Source organism: Paraburkholderia solitsugae (assembly GCF_013177695.1).
Lineage (GTDB): Bacteria > Pseudomonadota > Gammaproteobacteria > Burkholderiales > Burkholderiaceae > Paraburkholderia > Paraburkholderia solitsugae.
The window spans coordinates 1-16,202 of sequence record NZ_WOEY01000181.1; the positions used below are offsets into that span (position 1 = coordinate 1).

A 16,202-nucleotide genomic window follows, 5' to 3' on the forward strand; every position below is an offset into this window, starting at 1 on the left:
CGCTCCCGTCCGGATTTCACGCAGTGCTGGTAGTCGGTGAAGGGCTTCGCACTCACGATGCTTGCGCCCCTGATCCACTTTTCTGCCGTCCCGTCACATTGCGTTTATTGATCATATAACGCATAACGCTTCTGCGCAAGCATTGTAGGCTTGCCCCCTCGAAAACCCCTAAAACCAGTCATAATCCCCCGCTACCTAGCCGAATTCCCAGGGTTAACATTAGGCATTTATGTCTTTGCGTAATGCATTTTATGATCATAAAATGCATTTTAACAAGGCGCATGACCGCATGCACGACCCTCGGAGAGACCCCCATGTCCCACAATCTTCCTAACCAGTCTGTTGATTTCGTCAGCGTCCGCGACGCCAGGGACGCGATAGACGCCACTCAATTCGCGAAGATGCCGTATAGCGTTCGCGTATTCGCCGAAAACATCGTGCGCAGACAGCCCGCCCCTGATGCAGTTACCTATCTGCGAGCGCTGACCAACCGCCGGCATGACATTGACTTTCCGTATTACCCGGCACGTGTGGTCCTGCAGGATCTGCTTGGTACGCCGGCCCTGGTCGATCTGGCCGGTATGCGGGATGCGGTGGCGGAAGCGGGGGGCGACCCGACCGCCATCAATCCGGTCGTGCCGACGCATCTGGTGGTGGACCACTCGCTGAACGTGGAAGTGGCAGGTACAGACCCGGAAGCGATCGCAAAGAACATGGCGATCGAGAAGAGCAAGAACGCAGAGCGTTTTGAATTTCTCGCCTGGTGCAAACAGGCTTTCACGAACCTCGACGTGCTGATGCCGGGCAACGGCATCTTGCACCAGGTCAACATTGAGTACCTGTCCCCTGTCATTCAGGTGAAGGACGGGGTGGCGTTCCCCGACACGCTCGTCGGAACCGACAGCCACACGACGATGATCAATGCGCTGGGCGTGCTCGGCTGGGGTGTCGGTGGAATTGAAGCCGAGTCCGTCATGCTTGGCCGTGCTGTGTGGCTGCGTCTGCCGACCATCGTCGGCGTTGAGCTGAAAGGTTTCCGGCAACCCGGCATCACCGCAACTGATCTGGTCCTCGCCATCACCGAATTCCTGCGCAAGCTGAAAGTGGTCGGCACCATCATCGAGTTTTACGGTGAAGGCGCTCGCGCGATGACGCTGAGCGACCGGGCCACCATCTCCAATATGGCGCCCGAGTTTGGTGCCACTGCTGCACTGTTCGCCATTGACCAGAAGACGCTGGATTTTCTGCGACTGACCGGTCGTACCGAATCCCAGATTTCGCTGACCGAGGACTATGCAAAAGCGCAAGGACTGTGGGCGGACGACTTCGCCGATGCCGAATATGACCGTGTGCTGTCGTTCGATCTGTCGAGCGTGGGTCGCGCGCTGGCTGGGCCGGCCAATCCCCACGACCGTGTGCCCCTCTCAAGCCTGATCTCGAAGGGTATCGCCCGTCCGTCGGAACCCGCCGCGCCTGAATCGGACACCACCAGGCCAGTCAAGCTGGCCGATGGCGCGGTAGTGATCGCGGCCATCACCAGTTGCACGAACACATCGAACCCACGCAACATGATCGCCGCTGGTCTGGTCGCCCGAAAGGCGGTTGAACTCGGTCTTCAGCGCAAGCCATGGGTAAAGACATCTCTCGCGCCTGGCTCGAAGCCGGTCGAGAGCTATCTCCGGTCTGCGAACCTGATGACGCCGCTCGAAGCGCTGGGCTTCGGCATCATCGGATTCGGCTGCACGTCATGTAATGGCATGTCGGGCCCGCTGCCAAAAGAGATCGAAGCCGACATCGTCAGTCGCGATGTACGTGCCGTGGCAGTGCTTTCTGGCAACCGGAACTTCAACGGTCGTATTCACCCGCGCGTCAAGGAGGCATTTCTTGCTTCGCCCCCGCTGGTTGTCGCGTATGCGATCGCCGGGACGATTCACATTGACATCGAAGAAGGCGTTCTCGGAACCGACAAGTCCGGCGCACCGGTGTATCTGAAGGATCTGTGGCCGTCCGATGAGGAAATCGATGCATTACTGAAGGAAAGCGTACGCGGCGACCAGTACCTCGAAATCTACACGGAGATGTTCCGCAAGAGCGAACTGGCCGAAGGGCAAAGCGCGGTGCCGGCACAGTTTCCGTGGCGCGAGGACAGCAACTACATCCGCCGTCCGCCGTACTGGCAGTCCGACCTCACGAGCGCCGCGCGCTTCGCGGACATGCGGGCGATTGGTGTATTTGGCGATAACGTCACGACTGACGATCTTTCACCTTCAGGCGCAATCCTTCCGGAAAGCGCGGCGGGTGAATACCTGATCCAGCACGGCGTGCAGCCGGCCGAATTCAACTCCTACGGCACGCGTCGCGGCGATCACCTGGTTGCAATTCGCGCCACGTTCGCGAACAACCGGCTGCACAACGAAATGGCCGCGGGCAAAGAAGGCTCGTTCACCCGTATGGAGCCGGAAGGCACGATCATGCGCCTCTTCGATGCAGCTGAACGCTACGTCTCGCGCGGGCAGGAACTGATCGTGGTGGCCGGCAAGAACTATGGTTCAGGCTCGTCGCGCGACTGGGCGGCAAAGGGCGTGCGTCTGATCGGTGTGCGTGCCGTGGTGTGCGAAAACTTTGAGCGTATCCATCGCTCGAACCTGGTCGGCATGGGCGTATTGCCGCTTGAATTCGCTGAAGGTTACGATCGCACGACGCTGGCACTGGATGGCTCGGAAGTCTATGCAGTCGAAGGTGTTGGCGGGAAAGTTTCACCGGGTACGGCGTTGACTTTGCGCATCACGCGCAAAAATGGCGAGGTGATCACGGCCCCCGTCAAATGCCGGATCGACACTGAAGAGGAAGCGGAAATCTTCAACGCTGGCGGCCTGCTGCCGCGTATCTCTGGCGAAATGCTCGAGGCTGCATAAACATGGCCTTCGTCTTCGCCTATGTTGGATGCCGCCCGACGCGCGAGCGCAATGCGCGTGGCAAGGGGATCGGCGTTTATGCGGTTGATCCGGTATCGGGCGCATGGGAGCGGGTCGAATCATGCGAGGCACTCGACAATCCGAGCTTCCTTGCGCTTAACGAAACGCAGGACGTGCTATATGCCGTGCATGGTGACGGTACGGAGGTCAGTAGTTTCGCGGTCGATGCATCGACTGGCCGGCTCAGCCTGCTGAACCGGCAGACCTGCCAAGGGCGTAATCCAGTGCACCTCGCACTGTCGCGCAGCGGTGATGCGCTTGTCGTCGCGAACTATGCGACGGGGTCTGCCGTCCAGTTTCCGATCGAGACAAACGGCGCGCTTGGGCCGGTCTCGTCTCTTGTCGAACTGCCGGGAACGCCGGGCCCGCATCGTATCGAGCAGGTGTCGTCACATCCGCACCATGTCGCGCGCTTCGCGACCCAGCGATACAACACAGAGTGGCACATCGTGCCAGACAAGGGGCTCGACACCGTCTTCGCCATCAGATGGAGCGGTATTGGCAACGCGCCGGTCGTCACCTCGGGTCGGAGTCGCGAAGGCGCAGGGCCGCGACATGCTGCATTACATCCGTCGCTGCCACTCGTCTACGTTGCAAACGAACTGGATTCCACGTTGACGGCCTGGGGATTCGAGCCGTTGAGTGGCGCACTGGAGCCACTGCACACGACATCCCTCCTGCCTGCCGGTCGTCATGAACTCTCACGCGCCGCGGGCATTGCGATCCACCCCGACGGCCGCGCGCTATACGTTTCGAACCGTGGTCACGACAGTATCACTACGGTCGAACTTGACGGTACGACGGGCATTCCTGTGAAAACAAGGTGGACCGACGCTCAGGGTCAGTGCCCACGGTTCCTGTGCCTGAGCCATGACGCCCGCATGCTCTACGTCGCCAATGAGCTATCCGACTCGATCGTTCAATACCTGATTGATGCAGTCAGCGGGACTCCGTCACCGACGGGCCGTGTTGTCAAAACGGGCAGTCCTGTGTGCATCACCTTCAAAACTCAATAGGAGCATCACGTGGCCCAATACAGGATTCCTGCCGTCTATATGCGCGGCGGCACGAGTAAAGGCGTCTTCTTTCGCGCAGACAGCCTGCCTTCAGACCCGGTTCTGCGGGACAAGATTCTGCTGCGCGTGATCGGCAGCCCGGACCCTTACCAGAAACAGATTGACGGGATGGGCGCGGCTACGTCGAGCACCAGCAAGCTGGTTACAGTCGGACCTTCATCACGCCCGGACTGCGACGTTGACTATCTGTTCGGTGCCGCATCGATTGAGAAGCCGGTTATCGACTGGTCGGGCAACTGCGGCAACCTGACGTCCGCCGTTGGCCCGTTCGCCATTGCGCAGGGACTGGTCCATGCGCCGCGTGACGGCATCGCGACGGTGCGAATCTGGCAGGCCAACATCAACGCGAAGATCATTTCGCATGTGCCGATGAAAGATGGCCAGGTTGTTGAAGAGGGCGACTGCGAACTGGACGGCGTGACTTTTCCTGCGGCAGAAATCAGGATCGAGTTCCTTGATCCGGGTGGCTCGGAAGACGGTGAAGAAACTGCCGGAGGGATGTTTCCGACGGGAAATCCCGTCAATGCGCTGGATGTTCCTGGTTATGGCGCGTTTCAGGTCACGATGATCAACGCGGGCAATCCCGCGATTTTCATTCACGCGGAAGACCTCGGCCTGCGCGGGAACGAGATGCAGGCGGACGTCAACAGCAATGCGTCGCTACTTGAAAAGTGCGAAGCGATCCGCTCGCACGCCGCTGTACGCATGGGTCTGGCTGCTACGGCCGGAGAAGTGACAGCGCTGCGGCCCCATACACCCAAGCTCGCTTTCGTGTCGTTGCCGACTGGCTATGGAGCATCGAGTGGCAAGACCATTGACCCGTCGATGGTCGACATCAACGCGCGAATCCTGTCGATGGGGAAACTTCACCATGCGATGACGGGCACCGGCGCGGTGGCGATCGCTGTTGCCGGCGCGATTCCGGGCACAGTCGTCAACCAGCTTGTGGCAGGCAAGAAGTCCGGGCAGATCCGCTTCGGTCATCCATCCGGCGTGATGGCGGTCGGTGCAGAAGCCGAGCAGCGCGATGGTACGTGGGTTGTCACGAAAGCAATCATGAGCCGCAGCGCACGCCGTCTGATGGAAGGCCACGTATTCGTGCCGTCCTCTCTCGATCCAGCGAACCACTGACTCTCCCTTATGCAGCGCCTCCCGTGGGCGCTGTGCCCCTCGCACTCAATGTCCACATTAACGAATCGGCGCACAAGACCGATCCATACGTAGTACGACTACGGAGACACCGCATGGAACGCACTGGTGAATTGTCAATGGAAGCTCAGAAAGCAGAACGTGTTCCATTCTGGCCGAACGGATGGTGGGCCATCGTGGACCTGCGCGTCGGCATCATTCCTTTGCCTATTTACGTACTTCTGGTCGGTCTGATTATCGCTTTCGTGGTGACGGGGAAGGTTCCCGGCGAGATCTCGATGGCAATCGCGGTACTTGTTGTATGTGGTTTCACGTGTGCGGAAATTGGCAAGCGCCTGCCGTTCTTCCGGAAGATCGGCGCGGGAGCAATCGTGGCGACATTCCTGCCTTCAGCGCTTGCGTTTCACCATCTGCTTCCGGTCAAGCTGCTGACCATGGTGACCACGTTCACCAACGTCAGCAACTTCATGTATCTGTTCATTGCATCGATCATTGTTGGCAGCATATTCAGCATGGATCGGTATGTGTTGATCCGTGGCTTTGTGAAGATCTTTGTCCCGCTGGCAACGGGGTCCACGATGGCCGGCATCGTAGGAACGGCAGTAGGTACTGCTTTGGGTCTCGGTACACAGCACACACTGCTGTACATTGTTGTTCCCATTATGGCTGGCGGTGTCGGCGAAGGTGCGATACCGCTGTCAATGGGCTACTCCGAAATCCTGAACGTCGCGCAGGGCCCGGTGTTCGCCCAGGTGTTGCCGTCAGTGATGATCGGCAGTCTTTCGGCGATCCTGTTCTCCGGTCTGCTGAGCTGGCTCGGTGAAAAAAAACCGCACCTAACTGGCAACGGCATGCTCCAGCCCGACGCGGATCGACATAGCGACGCTCCGAAAGAAGAGATTCCCGGTGCGCCGGATGTCAACACCGTCGCGGCGGCAGCGATCACCGCGATATCGCTCTACCTGGTGGGGCTGTTGTGTCACCGCCTGCTGGGTTTACCTGCGCCTGTTGCGATGCTGTTCGTGGCGGTCTTTATCAAGATCGGGCGCTTCGTGTCTCCGAATCTGCAAGGCGGTGCCCGCATCGTCTACCAGTTCTTTTCGACAGCAGTGACCTATCCGTTGCTGTTCGCGATCGGCATTGCGATGACGCCATGGGACAAGTTGATGGCCGCGATTAACGTGCCGAACGTAATCACGATCGTCTGTACGGTCGCAACCTTGATGGCCACCGGCTTCGTAGTAGGGAAAAAGCTCGGGATGTATCCGATCGATGCAGCGATCGTCAACGCCTGCCACAGTGGACAGGGTGGTACTGGCGACGTAGCGATCCTGACGGCGTGCAACCGGATGGCCTTGATGCCTTTTGCACAGATCGCGACGCGGATTGGAGGCGCGCTGACAGTCACTGTAACTCTGCTTGTACTGTCAAGGCTGCACGGATCGAGTTGTTGATGGAGCTTTCACCTTCAAGACACTACTTTCCTTGACCATGATTCCTGTTACGCATGACGTGTTGGCCGATCTGGCGCCGAACGGTCGCCTTCGTGCCGCAATTAACTACGGCAATCCTATTCTAGCGAACAAGGACGCCGCTACCCACGAGCCCAAGGGAATCTCCGTCGATCTAGCCCGAGCGCTCGCCAGGCAGCTAGGTGTGCCTGTTGATTTGATCCCGTACGACGCTGCAGGCAAGGTAGTAGACGCTCTCGAGCAAAACGAGTGGGATGTTGCATTCGTCGCGCGAGACCCAATACGGGGCAAGGGCATTGAGCAAACCTTCCCGTACATCATCATCGAAGGGGCTTACCTCGTGCGCGAGGGCTCGCCAATCAGGTCGAACGATGAAGTAGATCAATCCTGGAACACGGTCGTCGTCGGCCGGGGTAGCGCTTATGACCTGTTCTTGACGCGGACCATTACGAAAGCAAAACTTGTCAGGTCACCGACATCGCCTGGCGTTGTGGACATGATGCTTGCCGACGGCTATGGCGTTGCTGCCGGCGTGAAGCAGCAGCTAGTGAGCGATGCCGAAAGAGTGACCGGGCTGCGATTGCTCGAAGGCCGTTTCATGGTCATCGAGCAAGCGATGGGCACACCAAAGGGGCGTCCCGCAGGTGCAGAATTTGTAAGCGCGTTCTTGCGCACAATGATTGAAAGCGGCTTCGTGGCCAATGCCATTTGCACCCACGGCGCCAAGGGCGCGCTGGTCGCACCTTTATCCTCAAAAGGATGACCGCGCGGTGTGCGATCTTCCTTCTGGAAAGGGGCGTGGGCTCGGAAAGCATCCGAGTAGATGCTGGACCGCAACGCATGAATGGCCGCCTTAGGGAAAGGCGTAGGACCGTTGTGGGTCCGGCTTCGATCCCTGGCAACGTTTGCAATCCACACTCACTGCAGGTACCGACGATTCGACTCATCCGCTCAGTTCGGAGGTAAGGCGGGCGAGACGGGCAATGCGGTAGCGGTACATCGTTGCTTGCGGAGAATTTTTCAGTTGTTCGACGCGATCGCGCCAATATGTCGGCGGAAAAGGTTTTTGCGGCGCGCATGCGATGACGCGTTCGAGATGAACGAGTTCGCTTTCGAAAATGTGGTGATGCATTGTTCGAATCCCCCGGGGATGGCCAGCGTGGTCCGCTCGCGACGTCGCTCACAATCTGAATGCCTTGCGAGGATCGGTGGGTTTGCCGCGATTGGCGCAGGCTGGTTAAAAAGGACAAGCCGCCGCTGCCTGTTCCCGGGAGGGAGAGCAACGACGGCCGAGCCCCGCAGCGGCCCGCCCGGTGCATAGCCAGACGGATCCGCCATTCCGGCGTCACGCGTTGCAACGATCTTCTCTGCGGAAGCATTCAGTCGCCACGTGTCGACACACGATAGTCACAACTACAACAACAGCACAGCCCTCTCAATCTATCGCCAGCGACTCAGTATCGTTGGCGTCGATCAGCGCGTCGTGCACCTGGCAGCGCGCGATCTTTTTTTGGTCTCCCGGCTTCCCAGCTTGTCGGACAGATTCGTCGTATGTTCTGGGCACGGCTACCGCCCGTGAGAGTTATTTTTCAGGCGGTGGCGAATATCCAATTTATAAATGCAATAAACGTGCCGCGCTGTCAAACCGCATAGGGGTGGGAATATCGGAACATTCCAGTCGCGATATTGGACAGTCTCGTCCACTTGATTTCCGGGAAGTGGACGATTTCGTCCAATAGGTTATTCCCTGCGCAATTCATCCGCCATTTGCGATTCCTTTGGTGTAGGGACCGAGAGAAACTTCACGCTGAAGCTCGGCAAGCAAACCCATGGCGCTGGTGACGCGAGTGGTCGGATCTGTCGTCAGCGAGCGCAAACCGCGCTCAAGAATGTCGATGGCTTCCGCGATGCGCCCGGTGGCGCGCAGCAGATCGGCGAGGTAACGCGCGGCGTCCACGCGCGCAGGCACCGAACCGAACGCGAGCGCAGTGGACAGCGCGGTACGCAGACCCAGTTCCGCAGCGTTCACCTCGCCGAGTGCCCACTGCGCGCGTGCCCGGGTGACCAGGAGTTCGCCCAGGTAGACACGTTCCTGACGGGCGAGGGTCTCGTCGATCGCGGCGGCGAGCATCGCCTCGCACGCCTTCGCGCGGCCGGCGCGCAGCAGCATCTCGCCCTGCTGCCACGCCTTGAAGGAATAGAACAGCGCACCGCCATTGCACACGACGTGGTTATCGTAGCCGTCGAGCATGATGGCTTCCGCTTCCTCGGAATGACCGAGCGAACTGAGGTGGCACGCGCGGAGGATCTGGCCGATGCCCCGATAGAACGCGAAGCCGTTCGCGATCGACACCGATTCGAGTTCACTCGCGAGGTGGCCCAACCGGTCCATGTCATCGAACAGGCAGGCGAGCCAGGCGGCGCCCTGCAGGTTGACGGCATGAGCGAACGCGTGCGCGCCCGGCTCGGACGCGCGCAGGATCAGCATCTCCATGGCGCGCCGCGCCTGCCCGAATGCGCCGATCTGGTAGGCCGCGAGTCCTTCGAAAGTCAATGAGAGACTGGCGAGATCGATCCCTTGCGAGCCCGTACGGGTGTCGTCGCGCGTCACGCCAAGCAGGTTGCCGCGCGCGAGACAGGCAAGGGCTTCCTCGCTGTCGCCAAGCCAGAAGAGGGTGTTGGTCATCGCGACGTGGGCTTCGTCGAGTGACACCCGGTCACCGCCGTTCTGCGCGCGCTCCAGCATGTTCTGCGCGGTCGCACGCGCCTGCTTGAGTTGAAGCGTGGTCAGCTGCGTGGTCCAGACGCCGAACTGGATCCCGGCGATTTCAGCGGGCGTACAGACGCCTTCGCCAATCGCCAGGGCGGCGGCGTAGCAGGCAGTGGCCTCTGCGTACAGCCAGCCGTGCACGCTGCGCAAGCTCATGCCGAGCAGCCGGTAGGCATCGAACTGAAGGCGGCGCGCGGCCTCCTGTTCGTGGGGCGTCTGTAGCAGCTCGAGGCAGCGCCGCAACGGCGGAATGGCTTCGACGAACTTCGACTCCTCGATCAGCGCGCTCGCATGCTCGAGACACTTGCGCGCTTCCCGGTGATGTTCTTCGCGCGACTTCAGCCGCCGCTCGATGGTCTTGCGGCCCACCCCCAGCAGGGTGGCGGCTGCACTTTTATTGCCCGCGGTCCGTTCGAGCGCGCGGTCGATCAGGAGGTCCTCGGCGGCGGCGAGTTTGTCGCGTCCTTCGAGTTGCAACAGCATGTCAGCGAGGTTTGCACGCGACACCGGTCCGCCGGTCTCATTGGCGAGAAACGGTTCGAGCGAGTCGACGTCGATGAGCGTGCTTTCGGCGAGTACGCTCAACTGGCTGATCAGGTTGCGCAATTGCCGGATGTGGCCCGGCCACGCGTGCTGGCCAAGCCGGCGGATGGCAGCCGGTGAAAACTCAAGACGACGCACGTGCTGCGATGCGAAATGGGTAACAAGGGCGGGAATGTCCTCGATGCGCTGCTCAAGTCCGGGCACGGCCAGCACGAAGACCGCGAGCCGGTAGAAGAGGTCCTCGCGGAATAGCCCTTCGCGCGCGAGTTCGCGCAGGTCGCGGTGGGTCGAGGCAACCACGCGACCGGTGAACTGCAGACTGGTTGACGAGCCAATCGGACGGAAGGTTCGCGTTTCGAGTACGCGCAGCAGTTTCGGTTGCAGCGCGAGCGGCAGTTCGCCGATCTCATCGAGTAGCAGCGTGCCGTTGCCGACCTGCTGGAGAAGTCCCTGGCGGTTTTCGCCGGCGCCGGTGAACGCCCCTTTAACGTGCCCAAACAGTTCGGCTTCGACGAGGTTCTCTGGAATCGCGCCGCAGTTGACGTCGACGAACGGTTGATCCTGGCGCAGGCTGTGCGCGTGCACGCGGCGAGCGACCAGTTCCTTGCCCGAACCAGTCGGCCCAAAAATGAGCAACGGATGATCGGTGGGGGCGACCCGATCGATCATGCGGACCAGTTGGCGAAACGCTGGCGCGCCGCCCACGAAGGCACCGGAATCAGCCTTGTCGTGGGCGAACGGAGCGACAGGGGGGTGACTCATTACGAAGTACGCTCCACATGAACCGCGCGTGGCGCTACGCGGAAATTGCCGTCGACAAGACGGGACGGACGGCCATGCATCGCCCTGGTGCCTGGCCAGATTTTCCAATTGCGCTGTCGGACCGTCCGCTGCAAGAACAGGCAGAGTATGACGGCTTGTCGCCGATCTTGTCTTTTCGACAATAACGCTTGTCGAGGCTGGTTTCAAATGAACTTCGCGCTAGAAGAGGGCGAGTCAACTCGCACCCCCAATCATGTCCTCACCAGTTGTCCCGCATCGGAATCGATTCAACGGATCCAGTCGCCAACGCAAGCGCCGCGGCAGCCGACAACGCGCTGCTGTAACTATCCGCGTCCGCATTCTTCGCCGCCAGCAATTGATTTTGTGCAAGCAGCGCGTCGGTGACCGAGCCGACACCTTGCCGATACGCGTCGAACGCGGCGTCATACGTCGTCTGCGCCGCAGCAAGCAACTCTTTGGCAGCAGCCTGCGCGGCAAGACTTGTCTGCAGCGTATTCTGCGCAGCAACGATTTGCCGAACCGCTTCTTCACGGCTTCGAGTAAGACGGGTCGACGCGCTGTCCGCATCGTTGCGCGCCTGCGCGAGCACCGCCGATCGCAAGCCACCGTCATACAGCGGAATCGTCACGCCGACGATCACACTGCCGCCGTAACGGCCGCCGCTCAGGTTCACCGTCGGCAATTGCTGACCGATGGCCGGAACCGCTGAAATCGACGAACTGCCGGTGTTGTACGCCCCTGTCGCTGAGACGAATACCTTTGGCATGAAGTCCGACTCGGCCGCCTTCACTTTCGCCAGATTGACCCGCTCGGCTGCATAGGCGCTCAACACGTCCGGGCGGCGGGCGATCGCGGACGACACGATCCGGTCGATCGAGTCGCTGGTCGGCGCCGGCAGCGTGCGCGCCGGCATCTCCGCGATCCTGGGTTTCGACAGCGGAGAAATCCCCATTGCGGAGATCAGCGCGAGGTAGCTGTTGCTTTCGACGCCTTGCGCCTCTACGAGCGCGAGCTTGGCCTGCGCGCGATTCTGGTTGGCTTGCGCCACTTCGATGACGGTGCCGATGCCATGTTTGTAGCGCGACTGTGCCGCAGCCAGGATCGCGTCGGCGTTGTCGAGGCCTTGTTGCGTCGTGGCGATGCGGGCGCGCGCGGCCTGGTACGCGTAGAACGCGACGCTGACATCGAAAATGACCTGTTGGTGGACCGCGGTGAAGCCGATGTTCGCCATCACCGATGCCTGCGACGCGGCCTCGACGCGCGCGGCACGTCCGCCGAAATCGAACAGCAGCCATTGCAGCGCGACCACTGAAGTTGTGCCATGCCCCGTTGCGGTGGCCGACGAATCGCCGAACACGGAAGTGCTCGAATCATGGAGACCGGCGTATTGCCCCATTGCCGCGACCGACAGTTGCGGAAGATACGCGCTCTTCGCGATGCCGGCTGCGAGCGCCACATTGCGCGCGTCGTTCCAGGCGATGCGGGTCAGCGGGTTCGCCGATTCCGCCAGATCGATCAGTTCGGGTAGCGAGTATGCATGCGCCTGCTCCAGTGCCGGCGGAGGCGGCACGGCGGCGAGCACGGGGTTGGCGGGTAATTGGTAACTGCGTGCGGAGGCGGACGAGTTAGCCGATGCAACTGGGTTAGCCGAAGCAGCTGAGCTAGCCGGGTTAGCTGAATTCGCCGACCCTGCAAACGCCGCCGGCCCAGGCACGATGGCGCCGGCCGCGTCCGTCTGCGGATACCACGGACGGTCGGGGCTGTCCGGAGCCATGTCCAGAGATGATGTGGCGCATCCGGCCAAACCCGCTGCGGCCAGGATCGCCATTGCGAATGAAGGGTTAAGCCGGCGCATGAGTCGCGGGTTCCTTCGCTGCGTCGTTCGACGCAGCGTGTTCGAGTTGAGTGAGGCGTGCATCGCCGAGGTGCAGCAAAGCGGTGCGTGTGTCGTCGTCGTTGGCTGCTGCATCCGGTACAGCCGCATTGGGTGCGACCGGTAACGCCGGCCCACCCATGACGCGCTTAAGCCAGCCGTCGATCGCGGCATCGCGCGGGCGTCGTTCGGCGAGCAGGAACATCGGTCCTTCCAGCGCGTCGAGCTTGGCCAGCGCGCTGCGGCGTTCCGCGATCCACTGCGCGTCAGGGCGAACCCACGACGGCTCGTAGTGCATCAGCGCGAGGTCCTGTTCGAGCGCGCCGCACTGAGCCATGGCGCTCGCGGCCTGCGCCCGGCGCGTGACGGCATCGGGCAGCGCCGCCAGCCGTTCCCACTGCTGCCGCAACGCGGCGAGCCCGGCGTCGACGCGCGCCGCCACGGTGACCGGCCACACGCGTGTGAAAACCAGATAGACGACCACATTGCCGATCAGGATCCCGATCGTGCGATCCCGCGCGAGCGTCAGATCGTAACCAGGCGCCGCGCCCTGCAACACGCACATGAAGAACACCAGGGCGATCTGGAAGCCGGCATAAGCAATCCGTGGCGAGCCGAACGCGATCCACGCCGACAGCCATGCACCGATCAGCACGAGCGCCATCAACCCGGCGACGGACGACAGGACCGGCACCACGAACAGGATTGCCCCAATACCCAGGACCGCGCCCACGAGACACCCGGTGATCCGCAGCGTCATCTTCTCGACGGTCTCGGCGGTGGTGCCGAGCGAGACCATATAGACCGTGATGAAGCAGGTATGGATACCCGGCCAGTTGATCTGCGAATAGAGCAGATAACAGAACATTGCCGCCACGGTGGTTTTCAGGGCGTAGCGGACGTGCTCGGGATTCGTGAATGCATCCGGGAGGAAGAATCCACCGCGCTTGCTCGCGGGCGGCGGCGCGGTCCTCGTTTCGTCTTGAGCCTGGGTTCGTGCTTCGGCTGGCGCGTCGGTTTCGACCTGGCCTTCGCCCGCAATATCGGTTTGCGCTTCGACTACGGCGAAGCGGGTGATCACATCATGCAGATCCTCAACGACGATTCGCGCGAGCGGCGTCAATTCGTCCACGTTGGGCAGCTTGAGTTCGATGTCGACCGGATAGCCGCCTGCCTCGAGCATCCGGGCCATGTTGTCCAGCGTCCCGGCAATCGGCACGGCGAACGATGCCGGCAGCCGCCCAGACGGTTCGCTGGCCGCCAGATCGGCCGCGACCAGAATCGCCAGCGTCGACGACACGGCTTGCCGCAGCGGCCCGATATCGTCACGCACCGACGACCCGTCGACCACCGAGAGCTTGAGCCACGTGCCGATTTCCGCGTCGCCCTCGTGCAGGCATGCGCTGAGGGCGTCGGCCGTCGCCTCGGGTTCGACCAGGCTCTGCGCCGCGAGTCGCAGACGCTTCGCGAGCGCGCGGCCGGCCAGCTTCCGCGGCGACGGCGCGATCAACAGGTTGACGCCGATCGAGATACCGACCGGAATCGCGACCATCAGCCAGACGTAGAGCAGGGCGCGCGTCGCCACTTCGCCGAACGGTACGCTGCCGAGTTCGCCGAGCGCAAAGCCGACGATCATCGCGAGGATCGCGCCCACCGGCCGCAGCTTGCTCGCCGAGGTCACGAACAGCAGACCGAACGATAGCCCCGTGATGCACGCAACCCGCCACATGGGATCGTCGAGCGCGAACATGGCCACCACCGTGACCAATCCGATCATCTGCGTGACCAGCACCATCAGCGCCGAGCTCAGCATCACGCTCAACACCCGGTCGGGCCGGTTCAGGAAGAACACGACATAGGCGGAGATCGCGGCTTCCGGCGTGCCGTACGCGCTCGTCACGAACGCCGTCAGCGCGCAGATCAGCGCGATGCGCGTCGCCATCGCCGCGCGCCCGGGATAGGGCGCAAGCAGCTTCAGGATGTCGGCGGGGCCCGGTCGGGCAAGATCACCGGCAGGCTGCGCCATGCCGGACCTCGACTATCGCACTCGCACCGATCCGCACCAGCCGGGCGGCCGGCTCGTCGAGCCGCACACGCACGGGGAAACGCTGGGCGACCCGCACCCAGTTCACGGACTGCTGGACGATCGGCAAGGTACGCGGCAGATTGATACGGTCGGAATCGGCCACGCCCGCGCCGATGCCGACCACTTTGCCGTGAATCGCCTGGCTGCGGTCGATCATGGAATAGACGGTCGCACAATCACCCGGCTGGATCCGCGCGAGCGCCCCTTCCCGGAAGTTGGCGACGGCGAACCATTCGTCCGCGTGGACGAGCGTGAAGATCGACTGATGCGGCGCGACCGTCTCGCCCGCCAGCACCGACAGCCCCGTGACGAAGCCATTTTGCGAGGCACGCACGACGGTGTCGTCGAGGCTGCGCTGCGCGAGCGCGAGCGCAGCCTCGCGTGCGTGCACGACGGCGATGGCGTCTGCCTCGTCGCCGATGGTCTGCGCGGTCGCCTGCTTCTGCTCCTGTGCCTGCTTCAGCGACAACGCGGCGTCGTGTTGCGCGACTTGCGCCTGATCCAGTTGCTGGACTGGTACGTAGCCTTTCGCCACGAGCGGCGTGAGCCGCTGGACGGTGCGCGACGCCAGTTCGTAGTTGTGTGCGGCTTTACCCGTCTGGTCGCCGGCGATGGCCGCATTGGAGCGCTCGCCGACAATCGTCCTGCGCCGCGTTTCGAGTGCCGCGCGGGCCAGTTCGAGGTCGGCCTGGGTCTGCGCGACCATGAGCCGATAAGGCACAGGATCGATCTCGAAGAGCACGTCGCCCTTCGCGACCCGCTGGTTCTCTTCCACGGGCAGCCGGATGATCCGGCCGCCGACCGGCGACGCGACGTGCACGACGTCGGCATCGATCGTCGCGTCGTCCGTTGACGGAAACCGGGTCGTCCGGTCATAGCCGTACCAGGCCGCCGCGACGCCAAGTACGACGATCACGCCCGCGATCACGCGGCCTTTGGCAGAGCCTTGGCGCTTACCGGCAATTTTCATAGAAGCTGTCCTGTTCCCGAAAGCCAGAAGAGCACGCAGACCGTCAGACCGATGGCCACGCAGACGGAGAGCTGAAACGGGACGATCTGCGCCCACCCCGTGGAAACGAAGATCCGATGGGCGATGAGTGCGCCGACGAGCCCGACTACCGCGCTCAACAGCCAGAGCGGAAAGTAGGCGCCGAAGATTTCATACGACGGCGCACCGCGCAGCGTACATCCCTGCAAGGACAGGCTCAGGGCAAGCGCGGCCGGAAGAGTCGGCGTGCGGTGCACGATCGGGGTGCAGGCACGTCCATGATTTGGCTTGAGCGGCATTGCGGCGTGGCAAGGTGAATGAATACGTTATGGGAGCAACGGAATCACGGGCACTTTACCAGTGCGGCGGTTTCGTTTCGACGTATTCTGCACTTGCACGCGTTGAGTTATTCCAGATCGTTGATATCGAAACGGACAGTTGTGTTTCGAAAAGCGCGCGCAATGCGTGATGGATATTAAGCATCGTG

General features: G+C 61.8%; 10 protein-coding genes. 5 read left to right on the forward strand and 5 right to left on the reverse strand.

The window, feature by feature from the left end; genetic code table 11:
- Positions 1-314: 314 nt before the first annotated feature.
- The 5 genes from acnA (at position 315) to GNZ12_RS42550 (ending at position 7,435) form a co-directional block, all read left to right on the forward strand.
- Positions 315-2,915 carry an aconitate hydratase AcnA gene (acnA, locus tag GNZ12_RS42530; protein WP_172318816.1) on the forward strand — a complete coding sequence of 867 codons (2,601 nt, stop codon included), beginning with the start codon at positions 315-317 and terminating at the stop codon, positions 2,913-2,915.
- A gap of 2 nt (positions 2,916-2,917) precedes the next feature.
- The gene (locus tag GNZ12_RS42535; RefSeq protein ID WP_172318818.1) at positions 2,918-3,991 is read left to right on the forward strand and encodes a lactonase family protein; all 1,074 of its coding nucleotides are present in this window, start codon (positions 2,918-2,920) and stop codon (positions 3,989-3,991) included.
- 9 nt (positions 3,992-4,000) lie between these two features.
- A complete protein-coding gene (gene prpF, locus GNZ12_RS42540; protein ID WP_172318820.1) occupies positions 4,001-5,182 on the forward strand; it encodes a 2-methylaconitate cis-trans isomerase PrpF in 1,182 nt (393 codons plus the stop codon).
- A 113-nt stretch (positions 5,183-5,295) separates the two neighbouring features.
- Positions 5,296-6,654, forward strand: a complete 1,359-nt coding sequence (locus tag GNZ12_RS42545; protein WP_172318822.1) for a 2-hydroxycarboxylate transporter family protein — start codon at positions 5,296-5,298, stop codon at positions 6,652-6,654.
- A 37-nt stretch (positions 6,655-6,691) separates the two neighbouring features.
- Positions 6,692-7,435 carry an ABC transporter substrate-binding protein gene (locus GNZ12_RS42550; protein WP_172318908.1) on the forward strand — a complete coding sequence of 248 codons (744 nt, stop codon included), beginning with the start codon at positions 6,692-6,694 and terminating at the stop codon, positions 7,433-7,435.
- Positions 7,436-8,428: 993 nt separating this feature from the next.
- Here GNZ12_RS42550 and GNZ12_RS42555 read toward each other — a convergent pair.
- The 5 genes from GNZ12_RS42555 to GNZ12_RS42575 form a co-directional block, all read right to left on the reverse strand.
- The gene (locus GNZ12_RS42555; protein WP_172318824.1) at positions 8,429-10,747 is read right to left on the reverse strand and encodes a sigma-54-dependent transcriptional regulator; all 2,319 of its coding nucleotides are present in this window, start codon (positions 10,745-10,747) and stop codon (positions 8,429-8,431) included.
- 259 nt (positions 10,748-11,006) lie between these two features.
- On the reverse strand, positions 11,007-12,623 hold the full coding sequence (locus GNZ12_RS42560; protein ID WP_172318826.1) for a TolC family protein: 1,617 nt from the start codon (positions 12,621-12,623) through the stop codon (positions 11,007-11,009).
- Entirely contained in the window at positions 12,610-14,667 is a 2,058-nt protein-coding gene (locus tag GNZ12_RS42565) for an FUSC family protein (protein WP_172318828.1), read from the reverse strand. The genes GNZ12_RS42560 and GNZ12_RS42565 overlap by 14 nt, the downstream gene beginning before the upstream one ends.
- Positions 14,648-15,697, reverse strand: coding sequence for a multidrug transporter subunit MdtN (gene mdtN, locus GNZ12_RS42570; RefSeq protein ID WP_172318830.1), 1,050 nt, complete (start codon positions 15,695-15,697; stop codon positions 14,648-14,650). Before mdtN ends, GNZ12_RS42565 begins: the two co-directional genes overlap by 20 nt.
- Complete coding sequence (locus GNZ12_RS42575; protein WP_172318832.1) at positions 15,694-16,014, reverse strand: hypothetical protein; 321 nt, start codon at positions 16,012-16,014, stop codon at positions 15,694-15,696. Before GNZ12_RS42575 ends, mdtN begins: the two co-directional genes overlap by 4 nt.
- Between the last annotated feature and the right edge of the window lie 188 nt (positions 16,015-16,202).

Bases quoted from the DNA above. Each gene is read 5' to 3' on its own strand.
- GNZ12_RS42555 (WP_172318824.1), bottom strand. From the start codon at position 10,747: ATGAGTCACCCCCCTGTCGCTCCGTTCGCCCACGACAAGGCTGATTCC.
- GNZ12_RS42545 (WP_172318822.1), top strand. From the start codon at position 5,296: ATGGAACGCACTGGTGAATTGTCAATGGAAGCTCAGAAAGCAGAACGT.
- mdtN (WP_172318830.1), bottom strand. From the start codon at position 15,697: ATGAAAATTGCCGGTAAGCGCCAAGGCTCTGCCAAAGGCCGCGTGATC.
- GNZ12_RS42560 (WP_172318826.1), bottom strand. From the start codon at position 12,623: ATGCGCCGGCTTAACCCTTCATTCGCAATGGCGATCCTGGCCGCAGCG.
- GNZ12_RS42535 (WP_172318818.1), top strand. From the start codon at position 2,918: ATGGCCTTCGTCTTCGCCTATGTTGGATGCCGCCCGACGCGCGAGCGC.
- GNZ12_RS42565 (WP_172318828.1), bottom strand. From the start codon at position 14,667: ATGGCGCAGCCTGCCGGTGATCTTGCCCGACCGGGCCCCGCCGACATC.
- GNZ12_RS42575 (WP_172318832.1), bottom strand. From the start codon at position 16,014: ATGCCGCTCAAGCCAAATCATGGACGTGCCTGCACCCCGATCGTGCAC.
- GNZ12_RS42550 (WP_172318908.1), top strand. From the start codon at position 6,692: ATGATTCCTGTTACGCATGACGTGTTGGCCGATCTGGCGCCGAACGGT.
- acnA (WP_172318816.1), top strand. From the start codon at position 315: ATGTCCCACAATCTTCCTAACCAGTCTGTTGATTTCGTCAGCGTCCGC.